The 20,337-nt window shown below is 57.7% G+C and carries 17 protein-coding genes (1 of these 17 cut by a window edge); 12 read left to right on the plus strand and 5 right to left on the minus strand.

Going from position 1 to position 20,337, the window contains the following annotated elements; all coding sequences use genetic code 11:
* A protein-coding gene (locus CPAR_RS01175) for a mechanosensitive ion channel family protein (RefSeq protein WP_012501484.1) crosses the window boundary here: on the plus strand, positions 1-519 show its 3' portion. The gene continues 387 nt to the left of window position 1, outside the view; only the last 519 of its 906 coding nucleotides appear in the window; the start codon falls outside the window, past its left edge; it ends in the stop codon at positions 517-519.
* A gap of 312 nt (positions 520-831) precedes the next feature.
* Positions 832-2,133: a KamA family radical SAM protein gene (locus CPAR_RS01180; protein ID WP_012501485.1), complete on the plus strand. Its 1,302-nt coding sequence runs from the start codon at positions 832-834 to the stop codon at positions 2,131-2,133.
* A gap of 71 nt (positions 2,134-2,204) precedes the next feature.
* Here CPAR_RS01180 and bchJ read toward each other — a convergent pair whose 3' ends face one another.
* A complete protein-coding gene (bchJ, locus tag CPAR_RS01185; RefSeq protein ID WP_012501486.1) occupies positions 2,205-2,777 on the minus strand; it encodes a bacteriochlorophyll 4-vinyl reductase in 573 nt (190 codons plus the stop codon).
* 19 nt (positions 2,778-2,796) lie between these two features.
* Entirely contained in the window at positions 2,797-4,548 is a 1,752-nt protein-coding gene (locus CPAR_RS01190; RefSeq protein WP_012501487.1) for an Ig-like domain-containing protein, read from the minus strand.
* 122 nt (positions 4,549-4,670) lie between these two features.
* On the opposite strand from CPAR_RS01190, the gene CPAR_RS01195 reads away from it, so the two are divergent.
* The 9 genes from CPAR_RS01195 (at position 4,671) to CPAR_RS01235 (ending at position 15,147) form a co-directional block, all read left to right on the plus strand.
* Entirely contained in the window at positions 4,671-6,137 is a 1,467-nt protein-coding gene (locus CPAR_RS01195; RefSeq protein ID WP_012501488.1) for a starch synthase, read from the plus strand.
* Positions 6,138-6,147: 10 nt separating this feature from the next.
* On the plus strand, positions 6,148-6,741 hold the full coding sequence (locus CPAR_RS01200; protein ID WP_012501489.1) for a D-glycero-alpha-D-manno-heptose-1,7-bisphosphate 7-phosphatase: 594 nt from the start codon (positions 6,148-6,150) through the stop codon (positions 6,739-6,741).
* A gap of 27 nt (positions 6,742-6,768) precedes the next feature.
* Positions 6,769-7,896, plus strand: a complete 1,128-nt coding sequence (gene hemW / locus CPAR_RS01205) for a radical SAM family heme chaperone HemW (protein ID WP_012501490.1) — start codon at positions 6,769-6,771, stop codon at positions 7,894-7,896.
* 51 nt (positions 7,897-7,947) lie between these two features.
* Complete coding sequence (locus CPAR_RS01210) at positions 7,948-10,587, plus strand: glycosyltransferase family 117 protein (protein ID WP_012501491.1); 2,640 nt, start codon at positions 7,948-7,950, stop codon at positions 10,585-10,587.
* Between the two features lie 11 nt (positions 10,588-10,598).
* Positions 10,599-11,393 (plus strand): acyl-ACP--UDP-N-acetylglucosamine O-acyltransferase, encoded by a 795-nt coding sequence (gene lpxA / locus CPAR_RS01215; RefSeq protein WP_012501492.1) that lies wholly within the window; start codon positions 10,599-10,601, stop codon positions 11,391-11,393.
* A gap of 12 nt (positions 11,394-11,405) precedes the next feature.
* On the plus strand, positions 11,406-12,416 hold the full coding sequence (locus CPAR_RS01220) for an ROK family protein (RefSeq protein ID WP_012501493.1): 1,011 nt from the start codon (positions 11,406-11,408) through the stop codon (positions 12,414-12,416).
* Complete coding sequence (locus CPAR_RS01225) at positions 12,409-13,197, plus strand: ComF family protein (RefSeq protein ID WP_012501494.1); 789 nt, start codon at positions 12,409-12,411, stop codon at positions 13,195-13,197. The genes CPAR_RS01220 and CPAR_RS01225 overlap by 8 nt, the downstream gene beginning before the upstream one ends.
* Positions 13,198-13,203: 6 nt before the next feature.
* The gene (locus CPAR_RS01230) at positions 13,204-13,947 is read left to right on the plus strand and encodes a 16S rRNA (uracil(1498)-N(3))-methyltransferase (RefSeq protein ID WP_012501495.1); all 744 of its coding nucleotides are present in this window, start codon (positions 13,204-13,206) and stop codon (positions 13,945-13,947) included.
* Positions 13,948-14,040: 93 nt separating this feature from the next.
* The gene (locus CPAR_RS01235; protein WP_012501496.1) at positions 14,041-15,147 is read left to right on the plus strand and encodes an AI-2E family transporter; all 1,107 of its coding nucleotides are present in this window, start codon (positions 14,041-14,043) and stop codon (positions 15,145-15,147) included.
* A gap of 99 nt (positions 15,148-15,246) precedes the next feature.
* Here the strand turns inward: CPAR_RS01235 and CPAR_RS01240 are convergent, their stop codons facing one another.
* The 3 genes from CPAR_RS01240 to CPAR_RS01250 all read right to left on the minus strand — a co-directional run bounded on the left by CPAR_RS01240 (position 15,247) and on the right by CPAR_RS01250 (position 17,628).
* Positions 15,247-15,669, minus strand: coding sequence for a nucleoside-diphosphate kinase (locus CPAR_RS01240; RefSeq protein WP_012501497.1), 423 nt, complete (start codon positions 15,667-15,669; stop codon positions 15,247-15,249).
* Positions 15,670-15,829: 160 nt separating this feature from the next.
* Positions 15,830-16,276 (minus strand): peroxiredoxin, encoded by a 447-nt coding sequence (locus tag CPAR_RS01245; protein ID WP_012501498.1) that lies wholly within the window; start codon positions 16,274-16,276, stop codon positions 15,830-15,832.
* On the minus strand, positions 16,273-17,628 hold the full coding sequence (locus tag CPAR_RS01250) for a hemolysin family protein (RefSeq protein ID WP_012501499.1): 1,356 nt from the start codon (positions 17,626-17,628) through the stop codon (positions 16,273-16,275). The genes CPAR_RS01245 and CPAR_RS01250 overlap by 4 nt, the downstream gene beginning before the upstream one ends.
* A 370-nt stretch (positions 17,629-17,998) precedes the next feature.
* Between CPAR_RS01250 and CPAR_RS01255 the strand changes: the two genes are divergently transcribed.
* A complete protein-coding gene (locus tag CPAR_RS01255) occupies positions 17,999-20,077 on the plus strand; it encodes a tetratricopeptide repeat protein (protein WP_012501500.1) in 2,079 nt (692 codons plus the stop codon).
* The last annotated feature ends 260 nt before the right edge of the window (positions 20,078-20,337 follow it).

Raw genomic sequence — 20,337 nt, forward strand, 5'->3', positions numbered from 1 at the left:
GAACGCCCGGTCAAGGTTGGTGACCGGATTCAGGTCGGCGACATCAATGGCGACGTGGTTCGGATCGCCATTCGTTCCACAACCGTGCTGACCAACGACAATATCAACATCATCATTCCCAATTCGGAGTTTGTCTCAAAGCAGGTAATCAACTGGAGCCACAACGACCGCAATCTTCGCGTGTCGGTTCCGGTCGGGGTCTCCTATGGCTCCAATCCCGAACAGGTAAAAACGGTGCTGCTCAGCGTCGCAGACAATCATCCCGATATTCTCGCCAAACCAGCGCCTGCCGTGCTTTTTACCGGTTTTGGCAACAGTTCACTCGATTTTGAGCTGCTGGTGTGGACCCAGACGCGCATCCAGACACCGAGGTTTCTGCGCAGTGAGCTGAACTACCGGATCTTTGCTGCGTTTCGCAAGAGCGGGATCGAAATTCCTTTTCCGCAAACCGATCTTCACATCAGGAGCACAGACATTCCGCTTTGGGAGCCTCGCGCTCCGAAGAGCGCTTCCAGTTGAGCTGCATTTTGCTCGCGGGTCGCGCTTGATTTGGTTTTATCGGAATGTATTGCTAAATAACAAGACGAGATTTTTTATTCACGGGCGGGCATCACAGACGGGCATCTCTTATTTTTCTGTGGCACGCACCGGAGTCTGCGCTCCGCTGTCCCCGATTATCAGCCGTTTCGCATAAGCCTTGCAGACGGTACCTTTCTTGCCAGAACTCAACGTTTCTGGATTTATCGCCATACTTTAGAGCTGCCCATTTTTCGTGTCGACATGCTGGCGCATTCGGCCAGATTCCCGCTGCAAAGGTGCAAGGAGTACGCCATGCTTACCTTCCAATCATATACGGCGGAAAATATTCAGCAGCTACCGCAATACGACACGATTCCTCCCGAGCAGCTTCATGCCATCAAGGTTGTTGCCGAGGTCTATCCGTTCAGGGTGAACAGCCATGTAGCCGAAAATCTGATCGACTGGTCGAATATTCCCGACGATCCCATGTTCCGCTTGAGCTTTCCCCAGGCAGGGATGCTTTCGGGAGAGGATTTTCGCACGATCTCTGATCTTGTGCTTTCCGATGCCGACTCGCAGCTCATCAGGCAGGAGGCCAGAAAGATTCAGCTCCGGCAGAATCCGAACCCGGCCGGACAGATGGAGTTGAACACCCCCCGGCTCGATGGTGAGCCACTGCACGGCATGCAGCACAAATACCGTGAGAGCGTGCTGTTTTTCCCGCTCGAAGCGCAGGTCTGCCACGCCTACTGCACCTACTGCTTTCGATGGCCGCAGTTTTCAGGTCTGGAGAGCCTCAAATTCGCCAACGAGAGTGTCGATAAGCTGATCGACTATCTCAGGTCTCATCCGGAGGTGAAGGATGTGATTTTTACGGGTGGCGACCCGATGGTGATGAGCACCGAACTGATCGAGAAATACATGCGTCCGCTGCTCGACGTTCCGACCCTGAGAACCATCCGGATCGGTACCAAGTCGCTGAGCTGGTGGCCTGGTCGTTTCACAACTGACAGCGATGCTGACCAGCTGATCAGGTTTTTTGAAGAGGTGGTCACGTCGGGCAAGCACCTGGCCATTATGGCCCATATGAGCCATCCTCGCGAGATCGACAATCCCGAAGCGGTCGATGCGGTCAGGCGCATTCGCTCGACCGGAGCGGTGATCCGCAGCCAGTCGCCGGTGGTGCGTCACGTCAACGACGATTCTGAAGTCTGGGAGGAGATGTGGCAGAAGCAGGTGCAGCTCGGCGTCATTCCCTACTACATGTTCCTCGAACGCGACACCGGCCCGAAACACTATTTCGAGGTGCCGCTGGCCGAAGCGCTCGATATCTATAACGGCGCCTATCGCCAGATGTCCGGGCTTGGCCGCACGGTTCGCGGGCCGTCGATGTCCTGCTCGCCAGGCAAGGTGATTGTCGAGGATGTGACCGAGATCAACGACGAGAAGCTCTTTGTGCTGAAGTTCACGCAGGGACGCAACCCGGAGTGGACGAACAAGACCTTCCTCGCGTCCTACGATGATTCGGCTTCATGGATCGACGACCTGACGCCTGCGTTCGGCGATGAGAATTTCTTCTTCGAGCCGGAGCTTCGGCGCATGTACGGGAGCTGAGAGGAGTTGCAGAATATTGAGACAGTTGCCGGCCGGAGGGTGCACCCCCGGCCGGTTCTGTTTTGGGGCGCTCAGATATTGCAGCGGTAGTTGCAGACAATGGCGCCGCTCTCTTTGCGGATGTCGGCTTTGATGGTCGTTTGCGGATTGACCAGCTCCTTGAGCAGAGCGTTGAAGGTGCCGAGATAGAAGTTGCCCACAACCGGGTGCGATGGGAAGGTGACCTTGACCATGACGTTCGGCGAAGGTTTCGAGCCGTAGCTGAATTCGCCGCTTCCGGCAAACGTCCACGCATTTTTGCTGATGGCGAACAGGAACACCTTAAACGCCAGACCGGCAGGCAGCAGTTTGACGATGGTCTGGAACGGTCCGGGAATGCGAACCCTGAGCAGGTACTTTGCCGTACGTTCGCCCGACTCTTGCAGGATGCCTGCCGTAGCCTCTTCACCGATCTCTTTCTGCAGGGCAGTGACCAGCGAATGGAATTTCGACTCCTCGACCATTTCCGAAGGCAGGTTGCCGATCAGGTAACCCTGCCCCATTTTCTTCAGCAGGTTTTCTGTTTCGTCTTTTCCATAGGCGGTTTCTAGCGCACCGACGGTTTGTATGATGGAGTTCGGTCCTATTCTGGATGGGGTGCTCATGCGGATGATTCTTTATGCGTTAGTTGTTTTCATGTTTGTTTGCCAGGTCGGCGTTGTTCCTGCCGGATAACGGGAGGTCGAGCCTGACATCATCAGTGCTCCAGCCAGCCCTGACCTCGACGGTTCTGGCGGTGAATGCATCGGCAGGTGCGAACGGCTCGACCGATCCTGCACTCCAACTGGTGGAGGAAGCTGACGGGCTGAACGCACTCAGGACGTAGCGGCCGGGGGGAAGTCCTTTAAAGCCGAAGCTGAACTCGCCGGTTGTCGTTGACGGCTTGACTTCAAGGCGCTTCATGAACTTCGAGTCCTGCATTTGCGCCTCGATCACGATCAGTGGTGCCATTGCTTTGCCCGTGCCGTTTATCTCACCGTACGACTCTTCTCCGGCGATGTCGAAGTTTGATGTGACAGCTTGTGCGCCGGTCGCCATACCTCCGATGATGCCATTAATCTTTCCCACATCGACCCGTAGTGTATAGCTTCGTCCGCGCAGGAAGCCGCCGGATGGCCGGACAGCATACGTGCGGCTGTCGATTCGTGTGATGGTGCAGGCCACGGAGCGAGTCCCGGTCGGTTCGACCAGTCCGAGATTGACCACGCCGGGCGTCAGTGATGATTCAACAACCGGCAGGTTGAAGCGCAGTTCTGCTGCGGGAGCCGATCCGGGGCGGATGGTTTCTGTAATGACACTCTCCGCTCCGTCAGCCGGGATGATGGCAAGCGACAGGGCGGGGTAGCGCTCCTGCTGGTCATTGCCGTAAAAGGTCAGCGTTGACGACGCTTGTCCATCTGAAAAGCGCAGGCGGTACCAGCTCTCTTTGTTCATCTTGCCGGTCAGCAACCGCCAGTTTGAGGCATCACTGCTTCTCGATAACGAGAAGTAGCCGAGGATGGGGAGCGGTTTGCCGCTGGTGGTGTTTTCAATGCTGAACCACGAATCAATGCTTTCCGACGGCACCGGCCGATTGAAGGTGACTTCGATTTCCCGATTGTTGATGGTTTGGCACGAACGCAATGTCGGGCCGACCTGACTGCCGTCGGAAAGGCGAAGGTTGATAGGCCGAATGGTTGCTGGCGCATCCGGCGCAACAGCCCTTGCTGCGGCAACCGCGAAGGACTCGCTTTCCGGATCGTAGCGCAGATTGCCATTGCTGTCGGTGATGGCAACGATGCGGTAATTGGCGGGCGCGAGGTGTTCGAAGCGAAACGCTCCTGATGGGCCGGTCTGGGTGAGATATTCCGGCGATTGTTTACCGGGCAGGCTGGTGCCGTTTGCAGGCGAAAAAGCCATGACCGTCACATTGGCCGCTGGTGACATGCGTGGAGTCCACACTTGCCCCTCAATCGAACCGTTGTCGATAACCGGGCCGGTCGAAAAAGAGAGTGCCCAGCTCTTGTCGAGCCGATGATCGCCGTAGATGCTTTTCAGGTCGTTGCGCAGGGTGAGCGTGTAGGTGCGGTTCTGCTTGAGCGGGCTGTAAATTCGGATGCGCGCCTCGCGGCCGTGCACGCTGACCTCGAAATCGTCGACTGACGGAGAAAAGTAGATCGATTTGGCCAATGCTTCCCGACTTACGTAATGGCTGAAATCGAGCTGGATCGTTTGTGGCGACGTATTGACCGTGCCGGTCTCGGGGATCGATGCGGTGACGCTGAGCGAGGTGTTGTCCGGTGGGCCTCCTGTTGGGGGTCTGTCAACGGCGCAGGCACCGAAGAGCAGAGGGAACAAAAGGACAAAGAGGACTTTCAGGCCGGGAAATTCTTTCACGGAGGCTCCCTTCAGAGTTGAAAGCTGCTAAATTGTTTCTCAGCATGAAAATTCTTAAATTAAAAACTGAAGATATTCTATGAAAGCGTTTAGGAAAAATTTTTAGATAGAGTTTGAGATAGATGGCCAGACGAAATTACAAAGTTCTTTATGTCTCTGGCGAAGTCTCTCCTTTTGTAAGAGTCAGCTCGTTGGCTGATTTTATGGCGTCATTTCCACAGGCTCTTGAAGAGGAAGGGTTTGAGGCTCGCATTATGATGCCGAAGTACGGCATTATCAATGACCGGAAATTCCGTCTGCATGATGTGCTCCGGCTTTCCGATATCGAGGTGCCTCTCAAGGAGAAGACCGAGATGCTGCATGTGAAGGTTACCGCCCTTCCGTCAAGCAAGATACAGACCTACTTTCTTTACAACGAGAAGCATTTCAAGCGGAGCGGACTTTTTTCCGATCTCCAGCTTGGCGGTGACCACAAAGGCAGTGCCGAGAAGCTGATCTTTTTCAGCGTTGGTGTGATGGAAACGCTCGTTCGCCTTGGCTGGCAGCCGGACATCATCCACTGTAACGACTGGCATGCAGGCCTGGTGCCGCTGCTTGCCCGCACCCGCTACGCAAAGCACGACTTCTTCAAAAAAGTGAAGATCGTTCAGTCCGTGCACAACGTCTATCGCCAAGGCGTTTTCCAGCCGAAGATGTTTCAGAAGCATCTCGACCCCGAGGTGTTCGACGGGCTTGAAAGAGAGGGCGACGACATCAATCTGCTCGCCACAGGTATCAAGTACGCCGATCTGGTCACCACGACTTCACCTTCCTATGCCAAGCAGATCGCCAGTGATCCGGAGAGCTCTTTCGGCATGGACAAGGCCTTGAAGGCTTGCAAGGATCGTTTCCACGGCATTCTCAACGGTATGGATACCCGCCAGTGGAACCCCTCCAGTGACAAGCTCATCAAAAAGCGTTACAGCGCCGCTCAGCCGGAACTGAAGCTCGAGGACAAGAAGGTGCTGCTCGAAGAGGTCGGACTGCCTTTTTCCGAAGAGACCCCTGTGGTCGGCGTGATTACGACCTTCGATGACGTTCAGGGCATGGGGCTTCTGAAAGAGAGTCTGTCGAAGCTGCTTGAGCTTGATCTTCAGCTGATCGTTTCCGGTTCGGGCAACAAGGAATTCGAGCAGGAGTTGCGCGATCTTGTCGAAGAGCATCCGGAGAAGCTGGCCGTGAATACGGACTTTACCGATGCGTTTTACCACCAGATGATTGCCGGACTCGATATGCTGATTATGCCGTCGCGTATAGAGTCGTGCGGTATGAAGCAGATGTTCGCCATGAATTACGGTACCGTGCCGATTGCCTATGCTGGCGGCGGCATCGTGGAGACCATCGAGGAGGTCTCCGGCGACAAGGGCACCGGTTTCGTGTTTACCGACTACACGGCCGAGGCGCTGACGGCAAAACTCGGTGAGGCGCTTTCGATGTTTGACGACAAGGAGCGCTGGGCGGAGCTGATGCGCGAAGGCATGGAGCGCGACTTTTCATGGAGCGCTTCGGCGGAGCAGTACGCCGAGCTCTACCGCGAAATTCTCGGCTGAGGAGCAGGCGATGCAGTCAGTCAAAGTCCTGTTTCTGGACAGGGACGGAACCATCAATCGCGATATCGGCAGCTACGTTTCCAACCGCGAGGAGTTTGTGCTGATCGACCGTGCCGACGAGGCGATTGCCCTTGCGCGGCAGGCCGGGTTCCGGATTGTGATCGTCACCAATCAGGCGGGCATCGCTCGCGGCATCGTTACCCCACAGGACGTTGAAGATGTTCACGACTACCTCAGCGAACTGCTGGCGGAGCGTGAAACTTCGTATGACCGCTGCTATTACTGCCCGGCCCATCCCAACCATCCCCATCCCGAGTACGATCGTTTCGCCGACTTCCGCAAACCTTCGCCCCGTATGGTTGAGCAGGCCGTGGCCGATTTCCGCGAGGAGGGGCTCGAGGTTGATCGGGAGTCCTCATTTTTCATCGGTGACAAGCTGATCGATGTGGAGTGCGGCCAGCGCGCAGGCCTGAAAACCATTTTGCTCAGAACCGGCCACAACGAAGAGCACCTCTGCGAGGAGCGCCAGATGTTTCCCGACCACGTAGCCGATGACCTCTACCAGGCCGTAACCGGGTATATTCTCGGCGAGCCGTCTCGCTGATTGCGCAGGCGAATCAAAGTTTCCCCCATGTTCAGCCTCTACGTTCACATCCCCTTCTGCCGTGAGCGTTGCCCTTACTGCGATTTTTTTCTGATTACCCGCCCCGGTTTTGTCGAGCGCTTTTTCGAGGCGCTTGCCGTCGAGACCGCATCAAAGGCTTCGTTGCTTGAGGGGCGGACGATCGACGCGATCCACTTTGGTGGCGGTACGCCGTCGCTGGTGCCGGTTTCGTTCATTTCCGGATGGCTGGAGCAGGTTGCCGGGCTGGCCGGCCTGTCGGCTGATACCGAGATCACGCTTGAAGCCAATCCCGAAGACCTTGACACGGCGACGCTCGATGCGCTGCGAGCGGCGGGCGTCAACCGCCTGAGTATCGGCGTGCAGTCGTTTACTGATCGCAAGCTCCGTGCGCTCGGCAGGGCGCACACGGCAGCGGATGCCGAGCGCACGGTGTCGGAGGCGTTGGAGCGCTTCCCGTCGGTGAGCATCGACCTGATCTGCGGGGCGGAGGGGGAGAGCGCCAGGGAGTGGGAGGGCGATCTCCGTGCGGCGCTCCGGTTTCGTCCGCAGCACGTTTCGGTTTACATGCTCACTCTCGAAGAGAAGACCCGGCTTTGGCGTGATGTCAGCAAGGGACTCCGGGAGCTGCCCGGCGAGGGGCAACAGGCTTCGATGTACCGGCAGGCCATGATGATGCTGTGCGGCGCGGGGTACCGGCACTACGAAGTTTCCAACTACGCGCTCGAAGGGCACCATTCGCGTTACAACCTTTCAAGCTGGAAGCGCGAGCCGTACCTCGGTTTTGGGCCCTCGGCGCACAGCTTTCTCCAAACGGCGGAGGGCGAGGTGCGCTTTTCCAACGCATCGAATCTGCATCGCTATCTCACCGATCCGGCCAACGCCACCGACTTCAGGGAGGTGCTTACCGCCGGGCAGCGGTTTGACGAGGAGGTGTTTCTTTCCCTGAGAATCCGCAAGGGGCTGACCGTGGAGTTTTTGCGAAAAGGTCATACATTAGGGCTTCAGCGTCTGGATGACCGCCTTGCCCGGTTGCAGGCCGAAGGGTGGATCGCGGTCGAGGGCGGACAGGTTACTCTGACCGATGATGGGTTCCTGTTTGCCGATCTCGTGGCCGGTGAGCTGCTGTCGGAGTGACGGCATCATCCGGCATCCGAAACCGAAGCAAAGCGTTTTCAAGCACCAAACATGTCTCATAACAAGCTGAACAGGCTCATCGCCGTCCTCATCTTTGTCGTTGCCGAAGCGGTTTATCTCGCGACGATGGCGCCGACCCTTTCCTTCTGGGACTGCGGCGAGGTGATCGCGACCTCCCGCACGCTCGGCGTTCCGCACCCGCCCGGTGCGCCGCTCTATCTGCTGTTCGGTCACCTCTTTTCGCTGCTGCCGACGTTCGGCGACATCGGTGCGCGCATCAACTTTTTCAGCACGCTGCTCAGTTCGGCCACCATCATGCTGACCTACCTGATCATCGTCAGGCTTATCACCATCGCCCGGAACTCAAAGCCCGCCGAGTGGGACCTTCCGGATAAAATCGCGGCATACGGCGGAGCGGCGGTCGGCGCGCTGGCGCTGGCTTTTTCGGACAGCTTCTGGTTCAACGCGGTCGAGACGAGTCTGTGGGCCGCGTCGTCATTCCTGACGGCAACTATTTTCTGGATGATGCTCTGTTGGTACGACGAAGATCCCGCGCCCGGCAGCGAGCGGTGGTTGCTGGCGGTGATGTACATGATCGGCCTCTCCATCGGCGTGCACCTGCTCTGTCTGCTCGCGCTGTTTTCGCTCGTGCTGCTCTACTATTTCAAAAAATATCCCGTCACGCTGAAGTCGTTCAGCCTGATGGGGCTTTTCAGCCTCGGTCTCTTTTTCCTCATCTATCGCGGCATCATCAAGGAGCTGCCGGTGCTGCTGGTGCACACCTCGTGGTGGGGTCTGGGTTTGCTGATCACGTTGCTGGTGTACGGCGTCTGGTTCAGCCAGCAGAAGCGGCTGGTGCTGCCGAACCTTGTGCTGATGTCAGTTTTGCTCCTCATTCTCGGCTACACCTCCTACCTGCTGATTTTCGTGCGCGCGCACGCCGGACCGCCGATCAACGAGAACGATCCCTCGACGCTCCAGGCCTTTTTCTCTTACGTCAACCGTGAACAGTATGGAAGCTGGCCCCTGTGGCCGAGGCGCTGGTCACCCGAGCCGGTGCATCAGTATTTCTACCGCTTCTACTCGGGCGACTGGGACTATTTTTTCCGCTACCAGCTCGACCTCATGTACCTGCGCTACTTCGGCTGGCAGTTCATCGGACGCTCGGCTCCCATCGAGGGGGCGGTGATCGACTGGGGGCAGTTGTGGGGCGTGCCGCTGCTGGCCGGTCTGTATGGCGCGGTGTCGCATTTCAGGCGGAACTGGAAGATGGCGCTTGTCGTCGGCGTGCTGTTTGCCATGACCGGCCTGATCCTCGTGGTCTACCTCAACCAGCCGGAGCCGCAGCCGCGCGAGCGTGACTACAGTTACGTCGGCAGTTTTTTCGCCTTCGCGCTCTGGATCGGCATCGGCATCGAAAGCCTCTGGGCGTCCGCTTCAAAAGCGTTGAAGAGCGCCGAGGTGCGCAACCGGACGTTGAGTGCTGCCCTGCTGGTGTTCGCCGCGCTGTATCTGATCGATGGCCGGATGGTGATGGCCAACTACCGTACGCACGACCGCTCAGGCAATTACGTCGCCTGGGACTGGGCCTGGAACATCCTCCAGAGCTGCGAGAAGGATGCGATTCTTTTCACCAACGGCGACAACGATACCTTTCCGCTCTGGTACATGCAGGAGGTCGAGGGCGTCAGAACCGATGTGCGCGTGGTAAACCTGAGTCTGGCTAACACCGGCTGGTATCTGTTGCAGCTGAAACACGACAGCCCGAGAGGCGCCAAGCCGGTGGAGCTGAAGATTAGTGACGCCGATCTGAAAGCGATTACCTACGTACCGGTCGATTCGGTCGATGTGGCCGTTCCCGCCGGTTCCGAACAGCGCAAGTTGTTCAGTGATGCCCGCCGCTCCGGAGTGAGCCTGCCTGCAACGCCTTCCGATTCGTTGCGCTGGAGGATCAGGCCGGGACTCAGCTATCAGGGCACAACCTATCTGCGCCCGCAGGATATTGCCGTCTATATGATCGTAAGCGACAATTATGGCAAGCGCCCGATCTATTTTGCCCTGACGGTCGATCCGACCGAGATGATCGGTCTGGAGCGGAACCTCCGTCTCGACGGTCTGGTTTACCGGGTCGTGCCGCTCAGGAGCGACTCGGCGCAAGATTTTTCCGATCCTGGTACGCTGTATGGCAACCTGTTCAATACCTACCGGTACCGCAACATCGGGAATCTTTCCGTGAACATCGACGAGACGTCGCGGAACCTCTTGGGCAACTACCCGCCGCTGTTCGGGCGGCTTGCCCTCGACTTGAGCGCTGCGCCTGGCGATTCGGTGCGTGTGCCTGATAAGTCCGGTGTCCTGCAAACCCGGCAGCGCAGGGCACTCGCGTACGAGGTGCTCGACCGGTACGAAAAGCTGTTCCCGCTGGAACGTTATCCGGTTTCGCCGAGCTTTGCCGCTACGGTTGCATCGCTTCGCATTTCCGAAGGTGCAAAGCAGAAAGCATATCCTTATATTAATTACCTTGAAGTTTTGGCTTCCCGGAGTGATGTCCGGGAGGAGCCGGAGCTGTACCTTCTGCTCTCACAGGTATATCGGAAAGCGGGAGAGAGCGGCAAGGCGGATGCCGTCCTGAATCATCTGAAGCAGGCCCTTCCTGCACTGCGGGAGCGGCTGGATTCCCTAAAGCAATAGCTGGACTTTTCATGAGTAGTATTCACCCGACAGCGGTCATCGGTTCCGGAGCCACGATTGGCGAGGATGTACAGATCGGCCCCTACACCGTCATCGACGACGACGTGGTCATCGGCGACCGTACGGTCATCGCGCCCCACGTCTATATCGCCGACGGCGCGCGCATTGGCAGCGAGTGTCGCATCCATTCCGGAGCGGTGCTTTCCACCGCGCCTCAGGATCTGAAATATGCAGGCGAGAAAACAGAGCTGTACGTCGGCGACCGCACGGTCATCCGCGAGTGCGTGACCCTGAACCGCGGCACGAAGGCCAGCGGCAAGACCGTGGTGGGCTCGGACAACCTGCTCATGGCTTACGTCCATGCGGGTCACGACTGCGTGATCGGCAACCATGTAGTGATTGCCAACTCGGTGCAGTTCGGCGGCCACTGCGAGGTGGGCGATTACGTGGTGGTCGGCGGTCTGGCCGGCATCCACCAGTTCGTCAGAATTGGTCGTTACGCGATGGTCGGTGGCATCTCCCGTGGTGCGCTCGATGTGCCGCCGTTCGTGATGGCCGGCGGTCACAACTCGTTCCGCTACGAGGGGCTCAACGTAATTGGCCTGAAGCGGCGCGGCTTCACCTCCGAGCAGATCAGCACCATCCGGGATGTCTATCGCGTGATCTTCCAGTCCGGTCTGTTGCTCAGCAACGCGCTCGAAGCCGTGCGGCGCGATTTCGAGCAGACGCCCGAAGTGAAGGAAATTCTCGGCTTCTTCGCGTCGGGCGCGCATGGCAGGAAGTTCCTCAAGCCCTTCAATTCATAACCGTTTACGAGTATGCCTTCATGGGCTATCGGCATCGATCTTGGCGGGACGAACATCAAGACGGCCGTCATCGACGAGGCCGGGGGCATACTTTTCGAGGATGCCCAGCCGACCGATAGCGCCGCGGGTCCCGATGGCGTGATCCGTCAGCTGGCGCTTCTTGCCAGCGATCTCTACCAGCAGGCTGCCGAATCGCTCGATACCGGCGACTTCGCGGGCATCGGCGTTGGAGCGCCGGGTGCGGTCGATGCCGTGAAGGGCACGCTCTCCTATCCTCCCAATCTTCCCGGCTGGGGATGCTATCCCTTGCGCGACCAGCTTCAGCTCCGTCTCGAACAGGCACATGGCATCAGCGCGCCTATCCTCGTGGAAAACGACGCCAATGCTGCCGCGTATGGCGAGGCGGTCTACGGCGGCGGCAGCGCGTTCCGCGACTTCATGCTGGTGACGCTCGGCACCGGCGTGGGCGGTGGCATCATTCTCGACCGGAAGCTCTATCGCGGCCCGACTGGCACGGCGGGGGAGATCGGATTCATGACGATCGATTTCGAGGGGTCGAGCGTCCATGCGGGCGTGAGGGGCACGATCGAAAGCCTGATCGGCAAGGAGCGGATCGTCGAGCTGGCATGCCGGGAGGGCGCGTCGTCCGGTCTTTCTCCGCGTCTTCTGGAGCTGTGTGACCGTGATGTCGCCGGCCTGTCTCCACGGCATCTCGAAGAGGCGGCCAAAGAGGGTGACCAGTTTGCGCTGCGTGTCTGGCAGCGGATCGGTACCATTCTCGGCGTCGGTCTGGCCAATGTCACGGCGCTGATGGACATCCGGAAGTTCGTGATTGGTGGCGGCATTTCGGCGGCTGGGGAGCTGATTTTCGAGCCAGCCCTGATGCAGCTGCACCGCTCCACTTTGCCATCGATGCACGACGGACTGGAGATCGTTCCGGCCAGGCTTGGCAACAAAGCCGGGATGTATGGCGCTGCCGCGCTCTGCTTCGCTTCCGGCAAGCCGCTCAGGAGCGATGATTGAGAGGCTAGCGCATTCGTTTGGTGCTCTCTCGCGTCCGCTTGGTTCACTCGCGCAATCGCTTGGAACACTTGCGCGTCCGCTTGAGGGGCTCACGCATCTGCTCTTTCCACAGGTTTGCGTGGTGTGTCGTAAAACGCTCACCGCGCCGGAGCAGCAGCTTTGTTCAGCATGCCTCACTGATTTCGCCCCTTTTCCCAATCCTCTGGCAGGCGGGCAGGCCGTGATCAGGAGCGTCAATTCCCATTTCGGCCTCGGCGCCATTCCATCCGCCGCCTGGAGCCTCTATCCTTACAGGAGCAACGGCGCCCTGCACGATGCGCTGCACGCCATGAAGTACGAGGGCTTGTTTCCACTCGGGCGTCTGTTCGGCAGGTGGCTCGGCGAGCTTGTCCAATCCGCCGGAGGGGCGGGTGAGGTGGAGGCGATCGTGCCGGTGCCGCTGCATCCACTCAAGCGGATCGAACGAAGCTATAACCAGTCCGAAGCGATTGCCTCCGGCATGGCCGAGGTGCTCGATCTGCCGGTCGTGGAAGATTCCATCGAGCGGAGCGCTTACACCGGATCGCAGACCGGCCTGGGCATTACCGAACGCAGAAAAAACATGGCAGGTGTGTTCCGACCGGTTACTCGCAATTCCCACCGGATCAGCGGCAGGGTCGTGCTGGTCGACGATGTGCTGACGACCGGAGCTACTATGGTGGCCGCAGCCTCGGCGCTCAAGGAGGCTGGTGTGGACGAAGTGGCGTTTGCGGTCGTGGCCGTTACAGAAGAAAAAGAGTAGCGCTTCATGGATCTGTTTTACGTACTTCCGCATCAGCTCGATCTCGACCGCGGGCGTGCCTCGATCGGTGGAGAGGAGTTTCACCACCTCGCGCGCGTGCTGCGCTGCCGCGAAGGCGACACGGTGCCTGTGACCGACGGCGCGGGGCTTTCAGCAGAGCTGGTGGTCGAGTCAATCGGCAAGAGCGAGCTGCAAGGCTCGATCCGTAACCCGCGCCGCGTGCCGCCGCCGGAGACGCGCGTGTCGGTGGCCATGTCGCTTCTGAAAGCCCCCCAGCGCTTCGATTTCTTTCTTGAAAAAGCGACCGAGCTGGGCATCGACCGCATCATTCCCATCATCACACAGCGAACGGTTTCAACCCCCGATCTCAAAAAAATTGACCGTAAAGCCGAGCGGTGGCGCAACATCGTGCATTCGGCCGCCCGTCAGAGCCGCCGGTATTACCTGCCCGAGCTGAGCACGCCGTGCTCGTTTCAGGAGGCGCTTCAGCTTGAAGGCTACGACCTCCGGCTGATCGCCCACGAGTCGGAAGAGGCATTCGGGCCTTTCGAACCGGCCGGGCAGTGCGTGCTGTTTTTCATCGGTCCGGAAGGAGGCTTCAGCGAAGCGGAAATTGCCGCTGCCGCGCAGTCCGGCGTCAGGCCAGTCTCCTTCGGCGCCTCGGTGCTCAGGGCCGAAACCGCCGGGGTGTTCGCGGTGGCGCTGGTTCGGGCTGCACTTCTTGGCCTGCCCGGCGCCCGGCAGCTCTGAGGCGTTCCTCTCTTTTTGCACAATGGCGGCGGCTGTGTACATTGAAGACGATTCCAGATGACCGGAGATGACTTCTGAACCAGTTGCAACGCTATGTCACGGGTGAATACACCGCAATTCAACAAAATCGTCGTCCTTGTGGCGGCATTGTTGATTTCTGCGCTTTTTCTTGCCATGATCCGTCACTTTCTGGTGACCATTCTACTGGCAGGTATCTTCGCCGGCCTGGCTTATCCTCTGTTCAGCCGCTTCCTTTCGCTGTCGGGCGAACGCCGAAGTCTTAGCGCCATCCTGACGCTCACCATTTTTTTCCTGATCGTGTTTATGCCGCTGGTAGCTGTTTTTTCCATCGTGGTGGGACAGGCGATTTCTTTGAGCAAGACGGTCATCCCGCTGGTGCGCGATCAGCTTCAGGATCCCGAAGCTTTGCCGAGTCTTATTTCGGGCCTGCCCTTTTACCATGACATTGAAAAATATAGCGACCTGATTCTCGGGCGAATCGCTGAAGTTCTCGGTAATCTCGGTACGACGGTTATCAGCAGCTTTTCAGCGTTTACCTGGTCGGCACTTTATGATATAGCGCTCTTCATCATCTTCTGGTACACGATGTTCTTTCTGCTCAGAGACGGTCACACGCTCATGGCAAAAATCCAGAACTATCTCCCTCTGGCCGAGAATGATCAGAAGCGTTTGCTCGACCGTTTCGTTTCGGTGACTAGGGCTTCGCTGAAAGGTTCGCTGATCATTGCCGTGGTGCAGGGCAGTCTTGCCGGCTTGGCGTTCCATGTTGCAGGTATCGAAAATGCTGTGTTCTGGGGCGCTATCATGGCGATGCTCTCGATTCTGCCGCTCATCGGTTCGCCGCTGATCTGGGTGCCGGCGGTGATCATCCAGGCGTTTTCGGGCAACTACGTGGAGGCGATCGGCTTGCTCCTGTTCTGCAGCATTGTGGTCGGGCAGATCGACAATGTGATGCGTCCGATTCTGGTTGGCCGCGATACCAGCATGCACGAGCTGTTCATCTTTTTCGGCACACTCGGCGGTATCGGCATGTTCGGCCTGCCCGGCTTCATCATCGGGCCGGTCGTGGCGGCCCTCTTCGTGACGGTGTGGGATATTTACGGAGAGACCTTCAGCGAGCCGCTTGTGGAAGGGCATTCAGCCGGTCAGGCGGCTGGAGGCGATGGTTCGACGCCTTAAGATCGTTGACGGACATATCTGAAAAGCAATAAAAAAAGCCGATCCGGTTCTGTCCAGGTCGGCTTTTTTTTATGAAGTCCGGTTGCTGCGGAAGTTCAATCAGTCAACTCTCACGACCTCTTCGGCGGCGAAGAAGAACGCACCCTCGATGGCTGCGTTCTCGGCAGAGTCCGAGCCGTGGACGATGTTTTCGCCCTTGCTGTCGGCGTAGAGCTTGCGGACGGTGCCCTCTGCGGCTTCAGCCGGATCGGTCGCGCCGATCAGCGTGCGGAAGTCTGCGACGGCATTCTCTTTTTCGAGAATCATCGGCACGCACGGGCCGGAGGACATGAACTCGACCAGCTCGCCGTAGAACGGGCGCTCTTTGTGCACGGCATAAAATGCGCCGGCAGTCTCTTTGGTGAGGCGGGTTTTCTTCATCGCCACGATGCGGAAACCGGCGCGTTCGATTTTGTCGGTCACGGCGCCGATGAGCTGCTTGCGCACGCAGTCAGGCTTAAGGATGGTAAGGGTACGTTCCATTGTGGAGGTCTGTATTTTGTATTGCTGAAAGGCGTTTGAAAAACCTGTCGCCCCGCAACAGCGGGAGCATGGCACGTTGTCAAAGTGCTCTGAAAAGGCTGCTCGCGAAGATACAAAAAAGATTCGGATTCAGGCAACGCGCGTTCTGCCGCCCCGTACCTCAAGACTCGTCGATGCGGGCGAGCAGATCTTTCATGGGCTGGTAGGTGATCGGCAGAAAGTCGCTGTAGGCCAGTAGTACCGTGCCCTGTTCGTCGATCAGCACATAGGCTCGTTGCGACATGCCGAGGAACCCGAGCGCGTCGTAGGCCTTTGCAGCCGAATGGGCCTCGTCGCTCAGCAGCAGGAATGGAAGCTCGTGCTTTTCGGCGAACTGCCTGTGCGACTCCGGGCTGTCGCCGCTGATGCCGATGACCTCGATGCCCCGCTGGGTGAACTGCGTCACATTGTTGCGGTAGTCGCACAGCTGAGCGGTGCAGACCGGAGTGTCGTCCCCAGGGTAGAAAATCAGCAGCACCTTTTTGCCCTTAAATTCCGACAGGGAAACCATCTTTCCTTGAGCGTCCGGCAGCGAAAACTCCGGAGCTTGCTTGCCTTTTTCAATCATGATGTTCTCTCTTTTTCCGTTATGTTTGCGGCGTTTTTCTCATTCATTTTTACAAGAATGCGCCCCACGCGCTTTCCGTTCATTTTGATGACCCTGAACGTGATGCCTTTCCATTCGATTGTGTCGGAAACCGATGGCACCTCTCCGAGCCGGGTCATCATGAAGCCGCTCATGGTGTCGTAATTCGGCTCGTTCTGGTCGAAAAAATTGTCGGCATCGAGCCTGAACGCTGAAATGAACTCATCGACCGGCAACATGCCGTCAACGATCCAGGTGCGCTGGCTTCTCTGCACGATCCGCCGGTCGATGATGGCCGGGTCGTCTGCCGGAACGTCGCCGACGATGCTTTCCAGCACGTCGGTCAGTGTGATCGCTCCCTGCACCGAACCGTGTTCGTCGATGATGATGGCCATGTGCGCGCGGTTCTTTTTGAAGATTTCAAGCACCTGGAAAGCCGGTACCGATTCGGGTACGAAAAGCGGCACCTTCATCGAGTTGCGGATTGCGGTTTTGATGCTGCCGTTGCCGGAGAGGCGGAAGTTGACCAGATCGAGCGAGCGAACCACGCCGAGCAGCTCGTCAAGGCTGCCTTCGGCGACCGGAAAGCGCGAGCGCCCGCTGGCCTTGATGCGGTTGATCAGCTCGGCTTCGGGCAGCTCCAGATCGAGCCATTCGATTTCGGTGCGGGGCGTCATGATGGCGCTGGCCCGCTTGTCGCTCATCCGGAAAATGCGCTCGATCATGTCGTACTCAACCGATTCGAACACCCCTTTCTTTGTACCCTTGCGGATCATGAGCATTACGTCCTCGTCGCTGACGGACGGTTTTTCGGCCGTGTCGATGCCGAGTATTCTGAGGAGCAGTCGTGTCGAAGCTCTGGCCAGAAACACCGCCGGGGCGCTGAGGGTCAAGAGCAGATCCATTGCGCCGGTAACCTTGAGGGCGATGGTTTCGGGATGGCGAAGGGCGATCTTTTTCGGAAGCAGCGAGCCGAACACCAGGCTTAGGTAGCTCAGCGACAGAGTCACCACGGTGAGTGCGATCGGCAGGTGGTAAGCTGCGGGAAGGGTCGTCTTGGCCAGGAGTGTAGCGAAGGCTTCGGAAAAAAACAGGCCGCCGAGTACGCCCGTCGTGATGCTGATGAGGGTGATGGCGGCTTTCATGGAGGAGAGCAGCTCGCTGGCGTTGTCGAGCAGCTGGAGCACGCGCTGTGCTGTCGGATAGCCAGCCGCAAGAAGCTCGCGAAGTCGCGCCGGACTGGATGAAATGATGGCGAACTCCGACAACGAAAGGGCTCCGTTGAAAAGGATCAGAAGCAGAATAACGATCGCTTCGGCGCTGTAGGCATTCATTGGTTAACGGTGAAATGATTCTTCCCGTCAATGTCGAACAACATCGTATCGGGGAGTTGTCATGTCGTAAGAGCAGAACTTTCAACACTATAACCAGTCTGCATGCCTGAACGTTCAGGCTTCTTTTTTCAGGGCGATGTCCTTTGCGCAAAACCGGTCAGCCTGTCCCGGTCGTGGCCGGTTTTTGTGCAGATAAACACGCGCCATGATCTTTATGACTGCCGGCTTGACCGGAGGGTATATTATGTGTAACATCACCATGACAACGAGTGTTTTTCCGTGTTTTCTTCTTATACAACTTTCTTGCCTTTGCGTTGCAATCGAGACGCGCAGAGGGAGGCAGCTCAAACCATTACCGGCAGGCCCAGCCATGAAACAGCGTCACTTCTCTTTTCGTCTCACTTTGCTGTTTGCGTTCTTTACTCTTTCTCTCGCAGCCTGTGATCAGCAGGAGTCCGAACCCAAACCTTCAGCCCTGTACGAGGAGGCTCAACGCCTTGAAGGCCGGAAAAACTATTCGGAAGCGCTTGATTACTATAACCGCGGGCTGGCTGCTGATACGCTGAAGGGCTTCAGTGCGGAGGCGCTCGAAGCGTTGTGCCGGAAAGGGCGCATCGAGTTCCTGACCGGTCGTTACCAGGCGGCGTTCACTACCTGGCAGAGTATTGAAGCCCATGCTGCGGCAGGAAAGCTTAGCGACTCCCTGCGCACGGCCGCTGGGCTGGACACGGCGCAGATGTATGCTGAACTTGGCCGTTACGGCAAGGCGGCATCGATCATGGAATCTCTCGGCAGTGCCGACCAGTGGCAGCGTTACCAAACCGCGGTGTACCGGTTCAAGGCCGGTAAGATCGATGAGGCATCGCAATGGTATCAGAAATTGTCGGCGTCCGGCGATCCGTCTGTCAGAATGGCCGCCCTCTCCGGACTGCTCGATTGCGCCCTTGTTGCTCCCGCCACCGCGCCGGACAACCCGGAGCATTATGCAGCTCAAATTGCTGCCGTATCGGCGAAGGTGATGAGAATGAATGCAACCCCCATGGTGAAAATCCGCTCGTTGCGCATTGCCGCCAAGAGCCTTCTGCAGCTTGAATCGCAGCAGCGGAATGCCAGCTATCTGCTGTTCCGTGCGCTGGCGATCGCTCAGGAGAAAGGATTGTCGAGGCTTGTGCCGATTCTCCAATACGAATCCAATGCGGTCATCGTGCGCAAGCCCGACACCTACCGCAATGTCATCGCCTATTTCGGATCGAAAAACATGCAGTATGCCAAAGCCGCAGCCCTGTGCAAGCTTGGCACCTGCGAAGAGCTAACCCCGGCCGAGCGCATCACGGCGCTGCGCAGTGCGCTGACCACCAGCCAGTATTACGGCATTCCGGCCACTGCGACCGGCTATCTGAAGATGGTCAGGGAGGCCACACGCCAGCTCGATGATCTCCTGATTGCCAGCGGCCGCTTTGTCGAACTGTTCGATGTCAGCGGTCAGGATGATGCTCTTGAAACCCGCTCCCGCATGCAGGCCGCGATTTCCGAATTCCGCCTGCCGGCCGGGCATGAGGCTTTGCAGAACGAAATTATCAGCGTGACGACTGATATTTCGGGGCTGCTCCAGCGAAAAATCGACATGAACGAGCAGGGAGAAGGGTTCCGTTATGCAGCCCTTATTGACAAGTCGATCACCGAAAAGCAGGGGCGGCTGATCGAGCTGCTTGCCGAAGTCTCGAAGATTGACAGCCATGTGGCTTCGAATCTGCAATCGGAGCCGCTCACCCTGAACACCCTGCGCCAAAGGCTTCAGCCCGACGAGGCGCTGGTCAGGTTTTTTGCCGGGGATTCGAGCACGACGGCAATCATGGTCAGCAACCGGGAAATGCAGATCGAGACATCGCCGGTAACGGCTGACGAACTGAAAGCGCAGTTTGGCGCATTGCAACGACGCGTTCGAACCATCGGAATCAGCAAGGACTCCAGGCTTCTGTCCGATCAGGGGCGCATCTGGTTGACCGATTCGCTGTTGAAAACCATGAGCACCAGGCTTGCCTCCTACCGCCATCTGATTTTCGTCAGTGAGCAGCCGCAGCCGTTCCATCTGCTTGGCCGCGATGAGTTGCTCGGCCGCGGTCGTCAAGTCACCTACCTGATTTCACCGAACGAAGCGGTCAGCGCCAAGCCTGCTGATGGTAAGCAGGATGCTGTGGCAGGGATCGAGTTTTTTAATGCAAACAGGATAGAAAACGCTCAAATCCACAAGCTTTTCCATCCGGGTGATCAGGTGATTCTTTTCTGGAAACCGCTTTCAGATCGTGAAATAGAGCGCCTGAAAACAGCTCTTGAAAAAGCGCCAGCCGCCAATCGATCCGCCGCTGGTTTTTTGAAGCTGTTTGCTGATGGTGACAATACCGAGAACGGCCAGGTATGGTTCTGGATCGGCGCGTACGGTGTTGATTAAGCTTGCCGAAGCGTGGGTTATCGGCACTTTTTCCCCTTGGTTATGGAGGGGCTGACGTCCAAAACGTTTTGCCCTGACAGGTGTTCGAATTCTTGTTACGCTGTTGTTAAAGTGCTTCACCCCTCCACAAATAGATGGTCTTACAGCGCAAAAGGCTGGTGGTAACCGTAGTGTTTTTTGCTCTTTCGTTGCTGTAATTGACGGACTTTTTTGAGGTATACCGACTCTTATTCTTGTGCCAAAGCATTGTTTTTTTTTAA

This window comes from Chlorobaculum parvum NCIB 8327, from assembly GCF_000020505.1.
Classification (GTDB): Bacteria; Bacteroidota; Chlorobiia; order Chlorobiales; family Chlorobiaceae; genus Chlorobaculum; species Chlorobaculum parvum_A.

Coding starts and splice junctions, on each gene's coding strand:
- CPAR_RS01180 (WP_012501485.1), top strand. CDS start 832: ATGCTTACCTTCCAATCATATACGGCGGAAAATATTCAGCAGCTACCG.
- bchJ (WP_012501486.1), bottom strand. CDS start 2,777: ATGAGCACCCCATCCAGAATAGGACCGAACTCCATCATACAAACCGTC.
- CPAR_RS01195 (WP_012501488.1), top strand. CDS start 4,671: ATGGCCAGACGAAATTACAAAGTTCTTTATGTCTCTGGCGAAGTCTCT.
- CPAR_RS01200 (WP_012501489.1), top strand. CDS start 6,148: ATGCAGTCAGTCAAAGTCCTGTTTCTGGACAGGGACGGAACCATCAAT.
- hemW (WP_012501490.1), top strand. CDS start 6,769: ATGTTCAGCCTCTACGTTCACATCCCCTTCTGCCGTGAGCGTTGCCCT.
- CPAR_RS01210 (WP_012501491.1), top strand. CDS start 7,948: ATGTCTCATAACAAGCTGAACAGGCTCATCGCCGTCCTCATCTTTGTC.
- lpxA (WP_012501492.1), top strand. CDS start 10,599: ATGAGTAGTATTCACCCGACAGCGGTCATCGGTTCCGGAGCCACGATT.
- CPAR_RS01220 (WP_012501493.1), top strand. CDS start 11,406: ATGCCTTCATGGGCTATCGGCATCGATCTTGGCGGGACGAACATCAAG.
- CPAR_RS01225 (WP_012501494.1), top strand. CDS start 12,409: ATGATTGAGAGGCTAGCGCATTCGTTTGGTGCTCTCTCGCGTCCGCTT.
- CPAR_RS01230 (WP_012501495.1), top strand. CDS start 13,204: ATGGATCTGTTTTACGTACTTCCGCATCAGCTCGATCTCGACCGCGGG.
- CPAR_RS01235 (WP_012501496.1), top strand. CDS start 14,041: ATGTCACGGGTGAATACACCGCAATTCAACAAAATCGTCGTCCTTGTG.
- CPAR_RS01240 (WP_012501497.1), bottom strand. CDS start 15,669: ATGGAACGTACCCTTACCATCCTTAAGCCTGACTGCGTGCGCAAGCAG.
- CPAR_RS01245 (WP_012501498.1), bottom strand. CDS start 16,276: ATGATTGAAAAAGGCAAGCAAGCTCCGGAGTTTTCGCTGCCGGACGCT.
- CPAR_RS01250 (WP_012501499.1), bottom strand. CDS start 17,628: ATGAATGCCTACAGCGCCGAAGCGATCGTTATTCTGCTTCTGATCCTT.
- CPAR_RS01255 (WP_012501500.1), top strand. CDS start 17,999: ATGAAACAGCGTCACTTCTCTTTTCGTCTCACTTTGCTGTTTGCGTTC.